The organism is Micromonospora sp. NPDC023814, assembly GCF_040639595.1.
In the GTDB taxonomy this organism is placed as follows: domain Bacteria; phylum Actinomycetota; class Actinomycetes; order Mycobacteriales; family Micromonosporaceae; genus Micromonospora.
This window is the reverse complement of sequence record NZ_JBFAAF010000074.1, coordinates 18,261-35,463: the sequence shown is the minus strand read 5'-3', so window position 1 is coordinate 35,463 and position 17,203 is coordinate 18,261. Positions and strand designations below refer to the sequence as shown.

Below are 17,203 nucleotides of genomic sequence, written 5' to 3'. Positions count from 1 at the left end.
AGGCCCTCGCCGACTGGATCGCCACCCGCGGCTACGCCGCCTGATCCAGACAACCACCACCGACAAGGGCCGGCCCCCGAACGGGGCCGGCCCTTGTCGTCGTCTCCGTACCCGTACGCGGTCCGGCCGCCCTGTCAGCCGCGCGACCGGCGCTTCACTGCCGGCTTCGAGCCGACGTCGGGGGTGGTGGTGGAACGCTGTCGAGCTGCCCCGTCCATGGGACCAACCGGAGCCGTTCACTGCCCCGTCTGTGCGGGCAGCTCGGCAGCGGAAGGCTGGCAGGCCCGGGTACCGCCCGGGCAGACACGGCAGCGCAATGCCTGACCAGCAGCAGACCTCAGCAAAGCCGCAGCCGCGCGGCTCTGTCGTACCGGTCCCGTCAGCCGCCGGAGTCGGCCAGCTCGGCGCCCTCGGGCACCGTGTCGTCGTCCCGGCTGGCGAGCCAGCCGTCGGGCAGGAAGACCTTGCCGGGCGAGTTCGTGCGCCCGCGCGGCTGGCCGAGCGTGGCGACCGGGAAGGACTCGGTCGGGTCGAGCTTGCCGAGCAGGTCGTCGAGCTGGGCCAGGCTCTCGATCATCGCCAGCTCGCGGCGCAGCTCGCTGCCCACCGGGAAGCCCTTGAGGTACCAGGCGACGTGCTTGCGGAAGTCGGTGCAGCCGTCCCGTTCGCCCCGCGCGGGGTTGCGCGCGCCCGCGGTGAACTGGTCGACCAGCAACTCGGCGTGGCGGCGCATGGTCTGCGCGACCTCGCCCAGGCTGGGCAGCCGGCGCTCGGGGCGTCCGTTGAACGCGGCCTCCAGGTCGGCGAAGAGCCACGGGCGACCCAGGCAGCCCCGGCCGATCACCACCCCGTCGACGCCGGTGTGCGCCACCATCCGCAGCGCGTCGTCGGCCTCCCAGATGTCGCCGTTGCCGAGCACCGGCACGTCGAGCGCCTGCTTGAGCGTGGCGATGGCGTCCCAGTCGGCGGTGCCCGAGTAGCGCTGCGCCGCCGTACGCCCGTGCAGGGCGACCGCCGCCACGCCGGCGTCCTGCGCGGCGAGGCCCGCCTCGACGTACGTCAGGTGGTCGTCGTCGATGCCCTTGCGCATCTTGACCGTGACCGGCACCCCGGCGGGCGACGCGGCGTCCACCGCGGCCCTGACCAGGCGGGCGAAGAGCCGGCGCCGCCACGGCAGCGCGGATCCGCCGCCCTTGCGGGTGACCTTGGGCACGGGGCAGCCGAAGTTGAGGTCGATGTGGTCGGCGAGGTCCTTCTCGACCACGATCCGCACGGCGGCGGCGGTGATCTCGGGGTTGGTGCCGTAGAGCTGGAGGCTGCGGGGCCGCTCGTCGGCGCCGAAGGCGATCATGCGCAGCGTCTTCGGGTTCCGCTCCACCAGCGCGATGGTGGTGATCATCTCGCAGACGTAGATGCCGCCGCCCTGTTCCCGGCAGAGTTGCCGGAAGCCGACGTTGGTGATGCCCGCCATCGGAGCGAGCACCACCGGCGGCCACACCTGGTGCCGCCCGAGGGTCAGCGGGCGCAGTGCGGGAACGGTCGGCGCGGTCACCGCACAAGTGTAAGGAAGGGCCCCCTCCTAACGTCTGGTGCAGTGGAGGGGTCCCCTGCTAACACGACGCATATCACAATCGGGGCGGCGTCGGGCGTTCTCCACAGCGGGCAGCGCCGTCCACAGACCGATCGGTTGGGCGGGACACGGGATCATCCTGCGCCCATGCTGCGCCTCATGCGTGAGCAGCCACCCGAACTCGCCGACGCGGCGGAGCGACAGCAGCAGATCGTCACCCGGGCCCAACTGCTGGCCGCGGGCTTCGACGACATGTACCTATACCGCCAGACCCGGCGCAGCCAGTGGCAGCGCGTACTGCCCGGCACGTACGCCCTGGTCACCGGCACCCTGACCGACGAGCAGCGACGGATCGCGGCGGCGCTCTACGCCGGGCCGGAGGCACAGCTCACGGGGCTCGCCGCGCTGATCTGGTACGGCTTCCGGCAGAGCCCGCGCACTGACGACGTACACCTGATCGTGCCGCACCAGGCACGGCGCAGCTCGGCGGGATTCGCCCGGGTCGCGCGGGCCCTTGCCCTGGACGCCAAGGCCCGACAGGCGTCGGTCTACCGGGTGTGCTCGCCGGCGCGGGCGGTCGTGGACGCGGCGCGCGACCTGCGCCACCTGCGTCCGGTACGCGCGATCGTCGCCGAGGCCGTGCAGCGTGGGTTCACCGATCTCGCCCGGCTAGACGAGGAGATCGGCCGGGCCCGGCGCAGCCGGACCGCGCTGGTCAGGAAGGCGTTCTCCGAGGTTGTCCAGGGCGTCCGGTCGGCGCCGGAGGCGGAGTTGCGGGAGTGTTTGACCAGCAGTCCGGTGTTGCCGGAGATCCGGTGGAATCCGCGCCTGACCGCCGGCAACGGCACGTCGCTGCCGACCCCCGACGGATATCTCGCCGACTCGGCGGTGGCGCTTGAGGTCGACTCGCAGGAATACCACTTCAGTCCCGGTGACTGGGCGCGAACGCTCGACCGGCACAACGAACTGAGCCGGCACGGCATCCTGATCCTGCATTTCACCCCGGCGCAGATCCGTCGCGACCCGGCGCGAGTCCGCCGCACCGTGGAGGATGCGTACGAATCCCGGCGCGGCCTCGGCGCCGCGAACCGGGTCCGCGTCCAGCCCGTTGACGTGCCGGGTAACGACGGGTGAGCGGTCCGGGATGTTAGGAAGGGGCCCCTCCTCTACTGAAAACGTTAAGAAGGGGCCCTTCCTTACAGCTCAGCAGCCGGGGAGGCGCTCGATCAGGTAGCGCTCGACCTGGTCCAGGGAGATGCGTTCCTGGGCCATGGTGTCCCGGTTCCGCACGGTCACCGCGTTGTCGTCGAGGGTGTCGAAGTCGACCGTCACGCAGAACGGCGTGCCGATCTCGTCCTGACGGCGGTAGCGGCGGCCGATCGCCTGCGAGTCGTCGAACTCCACCACCCAGCGCTTGCGCAGGTCCGCGGCGAGGCCCTTCGCCTTGGGCGAGAGCGCCTCGTTGCGCGACAGCGGCAGCACCGCCACCTTGACCGGGGCCAGCCGCGGGTCGAACCGCATCACCGTGCGCTTGTCCACGCCGCCCTTGGTGTTCGGCGCCTCGTCCTCGTCGTACGCCTCGAGCAGGAAGGCCAGCACCGCCCGGGTGAGGCCGGCGGCCGGCTCGATGACGTACGGCACCCAGCGCTCCTGCTTCGTCTGGTCGAAGTAGGACAGGTCGACGCCGGAGTGCTTGCTGTGCGTGGACAGGTCGAAGTCGGTGCGGTTGGCGATGCCCTCCAGCTCCGCGAACTCCGTGCCGCCGAACTGGAAGCGGTACTCGATGTCGACGGTGCGCTTCGAGTAGTGGGAGAGCTTCTCCTTGGGGTGCTCGTAGAAGCGCAGGTTGTCCTCCGACAGGCCCAGGTCGAGGTACCAGTTCCAGCGCTCCTGGAGCCAGTACTCGTGCCACTGCTCGTCGGAGCCCGGCTCGACGAAGAACTCCATCTCCATCTGCTCGAACTCGCGCGTGCGGAAGATGAAGTTGCCCGGGGTGATCTCGTTGCGGAACGACTTGCCGGTCTGCGCGATGCCGAACGGCGGCTTCTTGCGGGCGACCGTCTCGACGTTCTTGTAGTTGACGAAGATGCCCTGCGCGGTCTCCGGGCGCAGGTAGTGCATGCCCTCTTCGCTCTCCACCGGGCCCAGGAAGGTCTTCATCAGGCCGTTGAACATCTTCGGCTCGGTGAAGGTGCCCTTGTTGCCGCAGTTCGGGCAGTTCAGCTCGGTCAGCGAGGCCGGCGGCTTGCCGTGCTTGGCCTCGTACGCCTCCTCGAGGTGGTCGGCCCGGAACCGCTTGTGGCAGGACTGGCACTCGGTCAGCGGGTCGACGAAGGCGTCGAGGTGGCCGGAGGCGGCCCAGACGTCCCGGGCCAGGATGACGGCGGAGTCGAGGCCGACCACGTCGTCGCGCTGCTGGACCATGGTCTTCCACCACTGCCGGCGGACGTTCTCCTTCAGCTCCACGCCGAGCGGACCGTAGTCCCACGCCGACCGGGTGCCTCCGTAGATCTCGCTGGAGGGGAAGACGAAGCCTCGGCGCTTGGCGAGGCTGACGACGGCGTCGATACGGTCGGCTGGCATGTTTTCCTCCTACGCCGACTGGCGGTCGGCGGGGACGCGGTGAAGGACGGAACGAGCAGTTCGGGACAACGGTACGACCAGCACCAGCCCGAGCCCAGCAGAATACCGGGGGCGGGTCAGTTGACCCCGCACACCTCCATGCCACCGGTCTGCCGGTCCTGCCCCAGGACGACCTCCTGCCGGTCCTGCCGGCCGCCGGTGTAGGTCACGTCCACCGGCACGGTCAGGGTGGTGGCGTCCACGTCGCCCACCCGGAAGGCGGCGATCTGCGGCTCGGCGGCGACCCGGCGCTCGAACTCCCGCCGCGACTCGCGCCGCTGCGCGTCGTCGCAGAGCTGGTCGTACGCGGCACCGTACTTCCGCTCGACCAGCGCCTGGTAGTAGTCGGTGGAGACGGTGCGCCCCTGCTCCCGCACGGCCTGCACCCCGGTCACCGCCAGGCCCACCACGGCCGCGCCGCCGCCACCGCAGCAGAGCAGCACGGCGAGCGCCCCGGCGCCCAGCCCGAGCCAGAGCCGGGTGTTACGCCCCTCGGTGGGCGGCGCCGCGAACGGCGGGGCCACCCCGGGGCCGGGGGGCGGGGCGGGCACGCCCGGATCCGCCGGCGGGCCGGGCACGACGGGCGGCTGCGCCCCCTCCTGGCCGGGCAGCGAAGAGTACGGCGGCGGTGCCGCCGATCCGGGAGCGGTCATGAGAGCAATCTAGTGCCCGCGGGCTCAGCGGTACGGACCAGCGGCCCGATCGCTGGCCGCCACGACCACGTCCCCGCCCGGCGCTGCCGTGGCGAGCGCCTCGTACGCGGACGGCTCGTCGACCGACTCGGCGAGCAGCGGCACTGCCGTGACCTTGACGTCGAAGCCGCCGAGGGCACGCCGGTAGGTGCCGACGGACTCCCACTCGGTGACCAGGCACCAGTGGCGCGGGTCGTCCAGCGCCCGGACGAGCTGCCCGCGCAGGTAACCGGGACGGGCCGCGAGCGCGGCGAGGGCGGCGTGCGCCCGCTCGGTGAAGTCGTCGGCGACATCGACGTCCACCACGAACCGGTTCGTCACCAGCACGGGTTCCTCCTCGTAGAGTCTGTGGGATGCAGCGTACGCAGAGCCCCCTGCCGGCCCGGTTGGCGCGGGCGAACCCGACGACGGTGTTCCTGGTCACCCTGGTGCTGGCGCTGGTCGCGTTCTTCACCCCCGGGGTGGTGGGCGGGCTGCTGACCCTGCTGCTCGCCGCGGCCGTCGCCGCGCTGCTGGTCACCACCTGGTCGGTGCAGACGGCGCCGACCCGGGTGATCCGGCTGGTGGTGCTCACCCTGCTGGTCACCGCGGGCCTGGTGAAGCTGCTCTGACATGCAAGCATGCGTTTTTGACAATCATTGTCGTTGTCGCGGAGAGTTCATGGCATGAACATCCGCTCCGCCCCGCGCACCCTGGCCGCCGCCACCACCGCCCTGCTCGCCCTCGGCGGCGTCGCCGCCTGCTCCGACGACGCGGCCGGCACCGACCCGCAGCGGGTCGACGTGGTGGCCGCCTTCTACCCGCTCCAGTTCCTCGCCGAGCGGATCGGCGGCGACGCGGTGAAGGTCACCAACCTGGCCAAGCCCGGGGCCGAGCCGCACGACCTGGAACTCAACCCGGGGCAGGTCGGCGACGTCAGCCAGGCCGAGCTGGTCGTCTACCTGAAGGGCTTCCAGCCGAACGTGGACGAGGCCGTCGAGCAGAACGCCGGGGACCGCGCGTTCGACGTGGCCACCGTGCAGCCGCTGCGCGACGCGGCGGCCGGCGGGCACGAGCACGAGCACGAGGGTGAGGCCGACGCGACCGGGGAGCCCCACGCCGAGGAGGAGGGCGGCGGCAAGGACCCGCACCTCTGGCTCGACCCGACCCGCCTGGCCACCGTCGGCGACAGGCTCGCGGAGCGGCTCGGCAAGGCCGACCCGGAGCGGGCCGCCGACTACACCGCGCGGGCCGCGACGCTGCGCACCGAGCTGGAGAAGCTGGACGGCGAGTTCACGGCCGGGCTGAAGACGTGCCAGCGGCGGGAGATCGTGGTCAGCCACACCGCGTTCGGCTACCTGACCGAGCGCTACCAGCTCGAGCAGATCGGCATCACCGGGCTGAGCCCGGAGAACGAGCCGTCCCCGCAGCGCCTCGCCGAGGTGATCGAGGAGGCCCGGGAGCACAAGGCCACGACGATCTTCTTCGAGACGCTGGTGAGCCCGAAGGTGGCCCAGACCATCGCCGACCAGGTCGGCGCGAAGACCGCGGTACTGGACCCGCTGGAGGGGCTGTCGACCGACGGCGGCGACTACCTTTCGGTGATGCGCACCAACCTGCAGGCCCTGCGGACGGCGTTGAGCTGCTCGTGACATCCCCAGTCATCACCGTCACGCACGGGATGGTCGGCTACGACGGCCGCCCCGTGCTGCGTGACGTCTCGCTGACCGTGACCGCCGGCGAGGTGGTCGCGGTGCTCGGCGCCAACGGCTCCGGCAAGTCCACCCTGATCCGCGCCGTGCTCGGCCTGGTGCCGCTCAGCTCCGGGTCGGTCACCCTCTTCGACCACCCGTTGCGCCGGTTCCGGCAGTGGCACCGCGTCGGGTACGTCCCGCAGCGCCTCGGCGCCGGCAGCGGCGTACCGGCCACCGTCCGCGAGGTGGTGGCCTCCGGCCGGCTGGCCCGCCGGGGCGTCCTGCGCCCGCCCGGGCGCGCCGACCGGGCCGCCGTCGACGCGGCGCTGGCGGCGGTCGGGCTCGCCGACCGGGCCCGCGACCCGGTCGCCACGCTCTCCGGCGGGCAGCAGCAGCGCACCCTGATCGCCCGGGCGCTGGCCGGCCAGCCGGAGCTGCTCGTCCTCGACGAGCCGACCGCCGGGGTGGACGCGGCCAGCCAGGAGGCGTTCGCCGGGGCGCTGCACGACTTCGTGGGCGGCGGCGGCACGGTGCTGCTGGTGGCCCACGAGCTCGGGCCGCTGCGACCGCTGATCAGCCGGGCGGTCGTCGTACACCAGGGTGGGATCTGCCACGACGGCGTGGTGCCCGAGCCCGCCGGCCACCACGCGGAGCCCGACCACGACCACGTGCACCCGCACGGTCCCGACGAGCCCGCCGGGCTGTGGAGCAGCTGAGATGGAACTCTTCCAGTACCCCTACATGCAGCGCGCCCTGATCGGCGCGCTGGTCATCGGCCTGGCGGCACCGGCGCTCGGCATCTACCTGGTACAACGGCGGCTCGCGCTGATCGGCGACGGGGTCGGGCACGTGGCGCTCACCGGCGTCGGCGCGGGCCTGCTGCTCAACCGGTCCCCGGTGCTCGTCGCGGTGGTCGTGGCGACCGTCGGCGCGATCACCATCGAGCTGGTCCGCGCCCGGGGGCGCACCTCCGGCGACCTGGCCCTGGCGCTGCTCTTCTACGGCGGCATCGCCGGCGGCGTGATGCTGGTCGGGCTCTCCGACAGCACCAGCGCCAACCTCAACGCCTACCTGTTCGGGTCGCTGACCACGATCTCGCCGGGGGACCTGACCACCATCGCGGTGCTCGGCGCGGCGATCCTGGTCACCATGCTGGCCCTGCGCCCGGCCCTGTTCGCGGTCTGCCACGACGAGGAGTACGCCCGGGTCTCCGGGCTGCCGGTGCGCACGCTCAACATGCTGCTCGCGGTGGCCACCGCGGTCACCGTGACCATCGCCATGCGGGCCGTCGGCGTGCTGCTGATCAGCGCGCTGATGGTGGTGCCGGTGGCCACCGCGCAGCAGGTGACCCGGGGGTTCCGCAGCACGATGGCCGCGGCGACGGCGCTCGGCCTCTTCGCCGCCGGCTCGGGGGTCTGGGTGGCGGCGAACGCCGACACCGCGCCCGGCGCGTCGGTGGTGCTGATGGCGATCGCCTCGTTCGGGGCGGTCGCGCTCCTCGGCGCGGCCTGGCGGGTGCTGCGCCGGCGGCGCACCCCGGCCGCCGCGCCCGCGCCCGAGCCGCACGAGGTCGTGCTCCGCTGATCCTGGTCAGCGACGTGCCGATGGGATTGGTTACCGTTACGGGGTGACCGGCGGATCAGGCTACGATGCCTTCGAGGGGGCGAGCGAGCTGCTGCGTGCCCTGTCGGCGCCGATCCGGCTGGCCATCGTCAGCGAGCTCGCCGAGGGCGAACGCTGCGTGCACGAGCTGGTGGACAAGCTCGGCGCCGCGCAGCCGCTGGTCTCCCAGCACCTGCGGGTGCTGCGGGGCGCCGGCGTGGTGCGCGGCTCACGACGGGGGCGCGAGATCGCGTACGCCCTGGTCGACGAGCACGTCGCGCACATCGTGGCCGACGCGGTCAGCCACGCCGGGGAGGGGTCATGACGAGTTCGGCGGTCCGCAACACCCGGCAGCGCTCGGCGGTCAGCGCGCTGCTCGCCGAGATGGAGGGCTTCCACAGCGCGCAAGAGCTGCACGCGATGCTGCGCGAGCGCGGCGAGCGGGTCGGGCTGACCACGGTCTACCGCACCCTCCAGGGGCTCGCCGACACGGGCGAGATCGACGTGATGCGCCCGCCGGGCGGCGAGCACCTCTACCGCCGGTGCAGCGAGGGGCACCACCACCACCTGGTCTGCCGCGGCTGCGGCCGCACCGTGGAGGTGGCCGGGCCGGCGGTGGAGAGCTGGGCGGAGCGGGTGGCCGCGCAGCACGGCTACGCCGACGTCAGCCACACCCTGGAGATCTTCGGCACCTGCCCGGCCTGCGCCCGCTGAGACCCGCCACGACAGGTCAGCCGGACACCAGGCGCAGCCGGGCCTGCCGGCGGCTGGCCAGACTGTCCGGGACCGCGCGAGATCCGGCCGTCGCGGGCCGGACGGGCACGGCGGTGCCGACCGCGCCCAGGTGCCCGGAACGGTCGCGCGTGGCACGCTGTCCGGCGTGAAGATCTACGCCGATCGCTTCCCGACCGCCGTCCGACAGTTGATCACCGACCTGCTCGTCGTCGCCTGGGTGTACGGCGCGGTCCGCGGCGCGCTGTGGCTGCACGACCTCGTCCAGAAGCTCGCCGTACCCGGCCAGAAGCTGGAGGGGGCCGGCGGCGGCCTGGCCGACAACCTGGCCGAGGCGGGCGGCAAGGTCGGCCGGGTGCCGCTGGTGGGCGACGAGCTGACCGCGCCGTTCGAGCGGGCCGCCGGCGCCGCCCGGTCGCTGGCCGAGGCCGGACGGGACCAGCAGGAGCTGGTCGACCAGCTCGCCCTCGCGCTGGCCGTCGCCGTACTGGTCTTCCCGCTCGGCCTGGTGCTCTTCGGCTGGCTGCCGCTGCGGGTGCGCTGGATGCGCCGGGCCGCCTCGGCGGCCAGGCTGGCCGCCGTGCCCGCCGGCCGGGACCTGCTCGCCCTGCGGGCGTTGGCCACCCAGCCGCTCGGGCGGCTGACCCGGATCGCGCCCGACGTGGCCGAGGCGTGGCGGCGCGGCGACGACGCCACCGTCGACGCGCTCGCCGCACTGGAGCTGCGCCAACTCGGCCTGCGGGCCGGCCGCTAAGGTCGTCGGGTGTTCTACTTCCTGGTCGTCATCGCCATCCTGCTGCTCGGCTACGCCGCCGTGCTGGTCAACTTCGTCCGCAAGGGCCGCAAGATCCCGCCGGCCGCGTACCTGGGGTTGGCCGTGCTCAACGGGCTGCTCCTCGCGGCGATCCTGGCCTGGGCCGTCGCGAGCTGACCCGCCGGCTGCCGGGCCGGTCGGACACCGGCCCGGCAGCCGGGCGGGCCGGTGTCACGCCGAGGGCGGGATGCGGCGGCGGACGTCGGGGGCGGCGGACGGGCCGGGCGACCAGCGCGCCACCCAGGGCAGGTCGTCGGCCGGGGTGACCACCCCCTCCTCCAGGCCGGCGTAGCGCCCGGCCAGGATCCGCCTCGCGGCGGCCGTGTCGACCGAGTCGGTGTTGTCCCACAGTGCGGTGAAGAGCGCGTCGACCCGGACCCGGGCCTGCCGGCAGAACAGGTCGGCCAGCTCGACGTTCTCCGGCCGGGTGTCCCGCTCGGCGTAGGCGCGCACGCAGACGGCGGACATCGCGAACAGCTCCGCGCCGATGTCCACCACCCGGCCGAGGAACGCCTGCTTGCGCTCCATCTTCCCCTGCCACCGGGACATCGCGTAGAACGTCGACCGGGCCAGCTTGCGCGAGGCGCGCTCGACCTGCCGCAGGTGGCCGGCGAGCGGGCCGAACTCGCCGTACGCCGACGGGCGCTGGCCCTTGCCGACGGCCAGGGTGGGCAGCCACTTCGCGTAGAAGACGCCGGCCCGCGCGCCGGCCTTCGCCTTGCGGCCGAGCCCGGCGTCCGGGTCGATGATGTCGCCGGCGACGGACAGGTGCGCGTCGACCGCCTCCCGGGCGATCAGCAGGTGCATGATCTCGGTCGAGCCCTCGAAGATCCGGTTGATCCGCAGGTCCCGCAGCAGCTGCTCGACCGCGGCCGGGCGCTCGCCCCGCGCCGCCAGCGAGTCGGCCGTCTCGTAGCCGCGACCGCCCCGGATCTGGATCAGCTCGTCGGCGATCTTCCAGGCCATCTCGCTGGCGTAGAGCTTGACCAGTGCCGCCTCGATCCGGATGTCGTTGCGGTCGTCGTCGGCCAGCAGGCAGCACAGGTCGAGCATGGTCTCCATGCCGTACGTCGTCGCGGCGACGAAGGAGAGCTTCTGGGCCACCGCCTCGTGCTCGCCGACGGGCCGGCCCCACTGCACCCGGTCGGCGGCCCACTCCCGGGCCACGTTCAACGCCCACTTGCCGGCGCCCACACACATGGCCGGCAGCGACAGCCGCCCGGTGTTCAGGGTGGTCAGCGCGATCTTCAGGCCCTTGCCCTCGCCGCCGATGACGTTCTCCTTCGGCACGAAGACGTCGTGGAAGCGGGTGAGGCTGTTCTCCAGGCCGCGCAGGCCGACGAAGGCGTTGCGCCGCTCGATCGTGATGCCCTCGGCGTCGCCCTCGACGACGAAGGCGGTGATCCCGCCCCGCCGCCCCTCGGCGGCGGGGACCCGGGCCATCACCACGAGCAGGGTGGCGACGGTGCCGTTGGTGGCCCAGAGCTTCACCCCGTTGAGCCGGTAGCCGGTGCCGTCGGGGGTCGGCTCGGCGGTGGTGGCCAGCCGGGCCGGGTCGGAGCCGACGTCCGGCTCGGTGAGCAGGAACGCGGACACCTCGCCGGCGGCGAGGCGGGGCAGGAAGCGCTGCTTCTGCTCGGCGGTGCCGAACATCTTCAGCGGCTGCGGCACCCCGATGGACTGGTGCGCCGACAGCAGCGCGCCGATCGCCGGGCTGACCGAGCCGGCCAGCATGAGCGCGCGGCAGTAGTGCAGGTTGCTCAGCCCGAGCCCGCCGTACGACCGGTCGACCTTCATGCCGAACGCGCCGAGCCGGGCCAGGCCGTGGAACACGTCGTCCGGGATGGACGCGTCCCGTTCGATGGCCGCCCCGTCCACCTCGGAGGTGAGGAACTCGCGGAACCGGCCGAGGAACTCGTCGGCCCGGGCGGCGTCCGCCGCGTCCGGGCGCGGCCAGGGGTTGATCAGGTCGAGCCGGAGGCGGCCGAGGAAGAGTTCCTTGCCGAAGCTGGGTCGGTCCCACGAGGACTCGCGGGCCGCCTCGGCGACCTGGCGGGCCTCCTTCTCGGAGACCTGTCCCGCCTCCTTCGGCAGCGGCCCGGCCGCGCCGGCCGTCGGCCTGCCCCCGGCGGCGGCCGGCGCGGCCTGCCCGGTGCCGGCCGCCGCGCCCCCGGGCGGTGCGGGCCGGTCGACGGCTGCCGTCGGCATGCCTTCGGTGTCCTTCGCCGCGGGCTGGTCGGCGCCGGATCCGTCCGGCGTGGGTCGGCTGTTCTGCGTCGTGGTCACGGCTGCCCCCTCGAACCTCGGTCCGGCTGCGTCGACGTGCTCGACAAACAGCACGCTACCCCCGGGTGTTACCCAGGGGTAGCGTTCGGTAAAGATCGAGTTACGTCGACCCAGGTCAGTCGCCGGGAAGGTGCTGCGGGTCGTCGTCCTCGTCGTCGATGTCGTCCTCGCCCCAGTTGCGCCGGGCGAACGGCAGGAACACCCAGAAGGTGAGGAACCAGATCGCCGTGGCACCGCTGAGTAGCAGGGCGACGCCCCGGTTCAGCACGAAGTCGGTGATCAGCAGCACCGCGCTGACCATCGAGATCAGCATGAAGGCGAGGCCGGCGCTGGCCATCCGGTGGGCGAACCGGACCAGCTCCGGCTTGCGACCCTGCCGGAACAGCGCGCGGTGGAACGCCACCGGGGAAATGATCAATGCGGTCGCGGCGGCTGCCGCGAGCAACGAGACGATGTAGACGTCCTTCTGGAAACCGCTCGTCCTGGTGAACCCGTTGCTGAACGGCAGGGTCAGCAGGAAGGCGAAGAGGATCTGCACGCCGGTCTGCGCGACCCGCAGCTCCTGCAACAGATCGGCGAAGTTGCGCTGCCAGCGCTGCCGCTCGGTTTCCTTGGACACGGGCTACCTCCGGTCAGACGGTACTGCCGACGAGGCACGCCCGTCGGCAGCAACGCTGATGCCCCACCGACGGTGCCGCGAAACCGGCTCACGTCGCCCGCGCGAGCCCGGCACACGCCACCCGATCGGCTCAGGAGCCGCGGCGGATCCGGCCGGCGTACCGGGCCTCCAGGGCGTTGTTGTGCTCGTCGCCGCCGGCGATGTTGGCCGACAGGTAGACCGGAGGCCGCTCCCCCGCGGCGAGCAGCCGGGCCACCACCTCGACCGTGATCTGCTGCGCCAGCAGCGCCGCGGTGATCGACGAGACCGCGCCGACCGCGCCACCGCCGGGCAGCGGCAGCGTCGCGTCGCCGTACGGGGCGCCGTTGTCGAGCACCACGTCGGCGATGTCGGCGAGCTTGCGCCCCGACGGGTGGCGCGAGGTCATCTGCCCGGAGTGCTGCGCCGAGGTGATCGCGACCAGCCCGTGCCCCTTCTCCTTGACCAGGGACGCGAACTCCACCATCGCGCCGTTGACGCCGGAGTTGGAGGCGAGCACGAAGACGTCCCCGGGGCTGACGGGGGCCAGCTCGTAGAGGCGGTGCGCCACCGACGGATCGCGTTCGAGCAGCGGCCCGAGCACGTCGGCCGGCGCGCCGCCGACCAGCACCAGGTCCCGCAGGGCGATCCGGTTGGTGGGCACCAGCCCGCCGGCCCGGCCCGCGATCTCCATCGCCAGCGCCTCCGAGTGGCCGGTGCCGAACGCGTGGACCACCCCGTCGGCGCGCACCGCGTCGGCGATCAGGTCGGCGGCCCGCCCCACCGCCTCGCGCTGGCTCGTGGCCACCCGCTGCATCGTCTCGGTCACCACGGCCAGGTAGTCCTCGGCGCTCACCGTCATGTCTCTCCTCCGTCCATGTCGTACGTCCGTCGGGAACGCCCGGCCACCCCGGCGGGGCGACGCCGCACCGGTCAGGCCGGGCCCCGCACCCGGGCCAGGATCGCCTCGGCCAGCGGGGCGGGCGCCTCGTCGGGGATCCAGTGGCTCACCCCGGGCAGCTCGACGAAGCGGTAGTCGGCGCTCACGTGGCCGGCGCACGCCTCGGCCGCGGTCCGGCCGATCGCGATGTCGCGGTCGCTCCACACGAAGGTGGTCGGCACCGGCACCGGCCCGGTGGCCGCCATGTCCCGCCGGGACATCGCCCGGTACCAGTTCAGCGCCGCCGTCAGCGCGCCGGGTTCGCGCATCGGGTCCGCGTACGCGGCCACCCGCTCGTCGTCGCCGACCCCGTGCAGCATCCGGCGCAGCCCGGTCGCCCCCAGCGCCAGCAGCGCCTTCTCCGCCCTGCCCGGCTTGCGGAACAGCACGATGTACGCCGAGCGCGCCTTCTGCCCCGGGTCCTCGGCCAGCGCGTGCGCCATCGCGGCGGGGTGCGGCACGGAGACCGCGGTCAGCGTCCGGACCCGCTCCGGGTGGCGGACGGCCAGGTCCCAGGCCACCACCGCGCCCCAGTCGTGCCCCACGAGGTGCGCCGCGTCGACGCCCAGCGCGTCCAGCACGGCCACCGCGTCGGCCACCAGCTCCGGCATCCGGTACGCCTCGACCGCCTCGGGCCGCGCGCCCGGCGAGTAACCGCGCTGGTCCGGCGCGTACGTGCGCAGGCCGGCGGCGTGCAGCGGCGGGACGACGTCGTCCCACTCCCCGCCGTGCTGGGGAAAGCCGTGCAGCAGCAGGACGGGCGCGCCGCCCTCGGGACCGCCGACGCGTACGTCGAACGTGAGCCCCCGCGCCTCGATCCGCATGATCGCCAGCCTACCCAGGGCGGGCGGGGTCACTCGTACTGGCGTTTGGGGGTGGGCACCTGCCGCCAGGACTCCACGTCGAGGTAGGGGATCTCGGCGTCGTTGACCGGGTCCCGGGCGATCCGGTCGCTGTAGCGGCCGGTCACCTCGATCCAGGTGTCGTCGGCGAGCCCTTCGGGAGCGGCGCCGGTCAGGCCCAGCTTGACCGGCCGCCCGTCGGCCGCGCAGCAGGAGAGCACCATCCGGGCCAGGAGCGGTCGGCCGTCGGGGCCGGTGGTGACGAAACCGGTCAGCCGGACCCGGCGCCCGCCGAGCGACGCGCCCCGGTCGAACAGCGCCCGCGAGGCGTAGTCGAGCACGCTGACCTGCGCCGGATCGCCGTCGGGCAGGGGCGGGTAGTCGGACGGCTGTTGCCGGGCGGAGAGCGCGGTGCCGGCCTGCCCGGCCGCGTACGAGCCGAGGGCGGGCGGGGCGACTAGGAGCAGACCCAGCGCCGGCAGGATCAGCAGCCAGCCGATCCGCGGCTCGTGGTGGCCGTGCCCGTGGTCGGCGGCGTCGTCCCGGCCGGCGCGGTCGTGCTCGCCGTCGACGGGTTCCTGGTCCCCGTCGGTCGGGGACGCGGCGGCGCGGTCGTGGTTCCCGTCGGCGCGCCGGAGGGCGGGACGCAGCTCGTACCAGAGGGTCATGACCGCGGCGACCACCAGCAGCAGGCCGGCGGCGACCAGGAAGGGGCGCAGCCCCTCCTTGACGTAGCGCAGGTAGAGGTCGGTGAGGCTGGCCCGGACCACGGCGCCCCCGAGCAGCAGCAGGACGACGGCTTGCGCCTGCCGGTTCACCGCAGCACCGCCCCGGTCGCGGCGGCGACCGCGACGGCCACCGCGAAGGTGGCCGGGGCGAACCGCAGCGCGAACCGCCGGCCGAAGACGCCGGTCTGCATCGCGATGAGCTTGAGGTCGACCATCGGCCCCACCACCAGGAAGACCAGTCGGGCGGTCAGCGAGAACTGCGACAGCGAGGCGGCCACGAAGGCGTCGGCCTCCGAGCAGAGGGAGAGCAGCACCGCGAGCACGGCCAGCGCGAGCACCGAGAGCACCGGGTCCTCGGCGAGCGTCTGCAACCAGCGCTCGGGCACGACGACGTTGATGGTGGCGGCCGCCGCCGCGCCGACCACCAGGAACCCGCCGGCGTGGGTGACGTCGTGCCGGACCGCCGCCCAGAACGCCCGCCCGCGCGGGCCGTCGTCCAGCTCCGGCCGGCGCGGCAGCCGAATCCAGTCGGCCCGGCCGAGGCGCAGCCACAGCCACCCCATCACCATCGCGACGACCAGGCTCGCGATGCCACGGCCGAGGACCATCTCCGGGTCGTCGGGGAAGGCCACCGCGGTGGCGGTGAGCACGATCGGGTTGATGGCCGGGGCGGCGAGCAGGAAGGCCAGCGCGGCGGCCGGGGTGACCCCGCGCCGGATCAGCGACCCGGCGATCGGCACGGACCCGCACTCGCAGCCGGGCAGCACCACGCCGGCCGCGCTCGCCACGGGCACCGCGAGCGCGGGGTGCCGGGGCAGCGCCCGGGCCCAGAACGACCGGGGCACGAAGACCGCGATCACGGCGGAGAGGACCACCCCGAAGACCAGGAACGGCACCGCCTGCACCATGACCGAGACGAAGACGGTGGTCCAGGTCTGCAGCCGGGGCGCGGACAGGGCGCGGGCGAGCGGCTCACGGAAGACGACCAGCAGGACCAGCAGGCCCGCGAGCGCCTCGACCGACCCGACCCGCCAGGCGCTCCCGCCGCCGCCCGCCGGCTCGTGCGGGGGCACGCCCGGCGCGGCCACACCGACCGACCCCGGGGCGCGCCCGTCCGGCACGGAGCGGTCAACCTCGGATGTCACGTGGTTTCCTCCGCCGATTCCGCCAGTGGCCGCCCGAGAGTACCGGCCGGAACCGACGAGATCGAGCGAACGCGCGGGTGACCTGCGCAAAGATCACTTTGCCCGATGATCTTCAAAGGTGTTAGCGTCGGCGCGACAACTTCACATCCGACAGGGGAGCGCACAGCGCTGAGAGTGCGGGCACCGCCCGCAGACCCTCGAACCTGATCTGGGTAATGCCAGCGCAGGGAGTTCGGTCGACCTCCAGCCGCGCCGCCGTCCGGGCACACCGGGCGCGGCGTGCGTCTTCTCCTGGTTCGCGTTCAGGACTGGGAGCAACCATGCGAGACAACACGACCACCCGGTGGCGCACACTCGACGTCGTCATCGCCGCGGTGATCGCGGTGGCGTTCGGCGTCATCTTCTGGGCCTGGGGCCTGCTGTGGCGGGCCGTCGACCCGGCGTTCGCGTTCTTCCCGGCCGGCCAGGCGATCATGTACGGCGTCTGGCTGGTCCCGGCCGTGCTCGGCGGCCTGGTGATCCGCAAGCCCGGCGCGGCGCTCTTCTGCGAGGCGGTGGCGGCGACGGTCTCCGCGCTGCTCGGCGCGGAGTGGGGCGGCATCACCATCGTCCAGGGCCTCATCCAGGGGCTCGGCGCCGAGGTGGCCTTCGCCGCGTTCCGGTACCGCTCGTTCCGGCTGCCCACCGCGCTGCTCGCCGGTGCGCTGACCGGCCTCGGCGCGGCGCTGTTCGACTTCTTCGTCTGGAACGTCGACTACGCGCTCGGCAGCTACCGGGTCCCGTACGCCCTGCTCACCGTCGTCAGCGCCGCCGCCGTCGCCGGCGCCGGCGGCTGGGCCCTCACCCGCGCCCTGGCGGGCACCGGCGTCCTGGACCGCTTCCCCGCCGGCCGCGAACGCGCCGCCATCTGACCCGCACCA

20 protein-coding genes and 1 riboswitch are annotated in these 17,203 nt (G+C 73.4%); of the genes, 10 read left to right on the top strand and 10 right to left on the bottom strand.

Annotated elements, in window-relative coordinates:
• Positions 1–379 precede the first annotated feature (379 nt).
• On the bottom strand, positions 380–1,552 hold the full coding sequence (dusB, locus tag AB0G14_RS28985; RefSeq protein ID WP_357702768.1) for a tRNA dihydrouridine synthase DusB: 1,173 nt from the start codon (positions 1,550–1,552) through the stop codon (positions 380–382).
• 177 nt (positions 1,553–1,729) lie between these two features.
• On the opposite strand from dusB, the gene AB0G14_RS28980 reads away from it, so the two are divergent.
• Positions 1,730–2,704 carry a type IV toxin-antitoxin system AbiEi family antitoxin domain-containing protein gene (locus tag AB0G14_RS28980; protein ID WP_357702766.1) on the top strand — a complete coding sequence of 325 codons (975 nt, stop codon included), beginning with the start codon at positions 1,730–1,732 and terminating at the stop codon, positions 2,702–2,704.
• Between the two features lie 69 nt (positions 2,705–2,773).
• Here AB0G14_RS28980 and AB0G14_RS28975 read toward each other — a convergent pair whose 3' ends face one another.
• The 3 genes from AB0G14_RS28975 to AB0G14_RS28965 all read right to left on the bottom strand — a co-directional run bounded on the left by AB0G14_RS28975 (position 2,774) and on the right by AB0G14_RS28965 (position 5,211).
• Positions 2,774–4,153 carry a glycine--tRNA ligase gene (locus AB0G14_RS28975; RefSeq protein ID WP_350710736.1) on the bottom strand — a complete coding sequence of 460 codons (1,380 nt, stop codon included), beginning with the start codon at positions 4,151–4,153 and terminating at the stop codon, positions 2,774–2,776.
• 116 nt (positions 4,154–4,269) lie between these two features.
• Positions 4,270–4,743: a hypothetical protein gene (locus AB0G14_RS28970; RefSeq protein WP_350710893.1), complete on the bottom strand. Its 474-nt coding sequence runs from the start codon at positions 4,741–4,743 to the stop codon at positions 4,270–4,272.
• 126 nt (positions 4,744–4,869) lie between these two features.
• Complete coding sequence (locus AB0G14_RS28965) at positions 4,870–5,211, bottom strand: antibiotic biosynthesis monooxygenase (RefSeq protein ID WP_350710738.1); 342 nt, start codon at positions 5,209–5,211, stop codon at positions 4,870–4,872.
• A gap of 26 nt (positions 5,212–5,237) precedes the next feature.
• Here AB0G14_RS28965 and AB0G14_RS28960 point away from each other — a divergent pair, with 26 nt between their 5' ends.
• The 8 genes from AB0G14_RS28960 (at position 5,238) to AB0G14_RS28925 (ending at position 9,822) form a co-directional block, all read left to right on the top strand.
• Positions 5,238–5,495 carry a hypothetical protein gene (locus tag AB0G14_RS28960; protein ID WP_357702763.1) on the top strand — a complete coding sequence of 86 codons (258 nt, stop codon included), beginning with the start codon at positions 5,238–5,240 and terminating at the stop codon, positions 5,493–5,495.
• A gap of 54 nt (positions 5,496–5,549) precedes the next feature.
• Complete coding sequence (locus tag AB0G14_RS28955; RefSeq protein WP_357702761.1) at positions 5,550–6,515, top strand: metal ABC transporter substrate-binding protein; 966 nt, start codon at positions 5,550–5,552, stop codon at positions 6,513–6,515.
• Complete coding sequence (locus tag AB0G14_RS28950) at positions 6,512–7,273, top strand: metal ABC transporter ATP-binding protein (protein ID WP_357702759.1); 762 nt, start codon at positions 6,512–6,514, stop codon at positions 7,271–7,273. Before AB0G14_RS28955 ends, AB0G14_RS28950 begins: the two co-directional genes overlap by 4 nt.
• Position 7,274: 1 nt before the next feature.
• Positions 7,275–8,141: a metal ABC transporter permease gene (locus AB0G14_RS28945; protein ID WP_357702757.1), complete on the top strand. Its 867-nt coding sequence runs from the start codon at positions 7,275–7,277 to the stop codon at positions 8,139–8,141.
• Between the two features lie 43 nt (positions 8,142–8,184).
• Positions 8,185–8,484, top strand: a complete 300-nt coding sequence (locus AB0G14_RS28940) for a metalloregulator ArsR/SmtB family transcription factor (protein ID WP_091104136.1) — start codon at positions 8,185–8,187, stop codon at positions 8,482–8,484.
• Positions 8,481–8,873 carry a transcriptional repressor gene (locus AB0G14_RS28935; RefSeq protein WP_357702755.1) on the top strand — a complete coding sequence of 131 codons (393 nt, stop codon included), beginning with the start codon at positions 8,481–8,483 and terminating at the stop codon, positions 8,871–8,873. The genes AB0G14_RS28940 and AB0G14_RS28935 overlap by 4 nt, the downstream gene beginning before the upstream one ends.
• A gap of 166 nt (positions 8,874–9,039) precedes the next feature.
• A complete protein-coding gene (locus AB0G14_RS28930) occupies positions 9,040–9,645 on the top strand; it encodes a hypothetical protein (protein ID WP_350684697.1) in 606 nt (201 codons plus the stop codon).
• Between the two features lie 9 nt (positions 9,646–9,654).
• Positions 9,655–9,822: a hypothetical protein gene (locus AB0G14_RS28925; protein ID WP_357702753.1), complete on the top strand. Its 168-nt coding sequence runs from the start codon at positions 9,655–9,657 to the stop codon at positions 9,820–9,822.
• A gap of 54 nt (positions 9,823–9,876) precedes the next feature.
• Here AB0G14_RS28925 and AB0G14_RS28920 read toward each other — a convergent pair whose 3' ends face one another.
• The 6 genes from AB0G14_RS28920 to AB0G14_RS28895 form a co-directional block, all read right to left on the bottom strand.
• Positions 9,877–11,913 carry an acyl-CoA dehydrogenase family protein gene (locus tag AB0G14_RS28920; RefSeq protein ID WP_357702774.1) on the bottom strand — a complete coding sequence of 679 codons (2,037 nt, stop codon included), beginning with the start codon at positions 11,911–11,913 and terminating at the stop codon, positions 9,877–9,879.
• A gap of 193 nt (positions 11,914–12,106) precedes the next feature.
• Positions 12,107–12,610, bottom strand: a complete 504-nt coding sequence (locus tag AB0G14_RS28915; RefSeq protein WP_357702751.1) for a DUF6328 family protein — start codon at positions 12,608–12,610, stop codon at positions 12,107–12,109.
• A 130-nt stretch (positions 12,611–12,740) separates the two neighbouring features.
• A complete protein-coding gene (locus AB0G14_RS28910) occupies positions 12,741–13,490 on the bottom strand; it encodes an SIS domain-containing protein (protein ID WP_357702749.1) in 750 nt (249 codons plus the stop codon).
• Between the two features lie 71 nt (positions 13,491–13,561).
• Positions 13,562–14,392, bottom strand: a complete 831-nt coding sequence (locus AB0G14_RS28905; RefSeq protein WP_357702747.1) for an alpha/beta fold hydrolase — start codon at positions 14,390–14,392, stop codon at positions 13,562–13,564.
• Positions 14,393–14,421: 29 nt separating this feature from the next.
• On the bottom strand, positions 14,422–15,228 hold the full coding sequence (locus AB0G14_RS28900; RefSeq protein WP_357702745.1) for a TIGR03943 family protein: 807 nt from the start codon (positions 15,226–15,228) through the stop codon (positions 14,422–14,424).
• Positions 15,225–16,211: a permease gene (locus AB0G14_RS28895; protein ID WP_357702772.1), complete on the bottom strand. Its 987-nt coding sequence runs from the start codon at positions 16,209–16,211 to the stop codon at positions 15,225–15,227. Before AB0G14_RS28895 ends, AB0G14_RS28900 begins: the two co-directional genes overlap by 4 nt.
• Positions 16,212–16,425: 214 nt before the next feature.
• A riboswitch (TPP riboswitch) is annotated at positions 16,426–16,531 on the top strand.
• Positions 16,532–16,603: 72 nt separating this feature from the next.
• On the opposite strand from AB0G14_RS28895, the gene AB0G14_RS28890 reads away from it, so the two are divergent.
• On the top strand, positions 16,604–17,194 hold the full coding sequence (locus AB0G14_RS28890; RefSeq protein WP_357702743.1) for an ECF transporter S component: 591 nt from the start codon (positions 16,604–16,606) through the stop codon (positions 17,192–17,194).
• Positions 17,195–17,203: the final 9 nt, after the last annotated feature.

What these genes read in the sequence shown, in the direction of transcription:
- AB0G14_RS28980 (WP_357702766.1), top strand. Translation starts at nt 1,730, where the DNA reads ATGCGTGAGCAGCCACCCGAACTCGCCGACGCGGCGGAGCGACAGCAG.
- AB0G14_RS28975 (WP_350710736.1), bottom strand. Translation starts at nt 4,153, where the DNA reads ATGCCAGCCGACCGTATCGACGCCGTCGTCAGCCTCGCCAAGCGCCGA.
- AB0G14_RS28960 (WP_357702763.1), top strand. Translation starts at nt 5,238, where the DNA reads ATGCAGCGTACGCAGAGCCCCCTGCCGGCCCGGTTGGCGCGGGCGAAC.
- AB0G14_RS28955 (WP_357702761.1), top strand. Translation starts at nt 5,550, where the DNA reads ATGAACATCCGCTCCGCCCCGCGCACCCTGGCCGCCGCCACCACCGCC.
- AB0G14_RS28945 (WP_357702757.1), top strand. Translation starts at nt 7,275, where the DNA reads ATGGAACTCTTCCAGTACCCCTACATGCAGCGCGCCCTGATCGGCGCG.
- AB0G14_RS28935 (WP_357702755.1), top strand. Translation starts at nt 8,481, where the DNA reads ATGACGAGTTCGGCGGTCCGCAACACCCGGCAGCGCTCGGCGGTCAGC.
- AB0G14_RS28920 (WP_357702774.1), bottom strand. Translation starts at nt 11,913, where the DNA reads ATGCCGACGGCAGCCGTCGACCGGCCCGCACCGCCCGGGGGCGCGGCG.
- AB0G14_RS28910 (WP_357702749.1), bottom strand. Translation starts at nt 13,490, where the DNA reads ATGACGGTGAGCGCCGAGGACTACCTGGCCGTGGTGACCGAGACGATG.
- AB0G14_RS28905 (WP_357702747.1), bottom strand. Translation starts at nt 14,392, where the DNA reads ATGCGGATCGAGGCGCGGGGGCTCACGTTCGACGTACGCGTCGGCGGT.
- AB0G14_RS28890 (WP_357702743.1), top strand. Translation starts at nt 16,604, where the DNA reads ATGCGAGACAACACGACCACCCGGTGGCGCACACTCGACGTCGTCATC.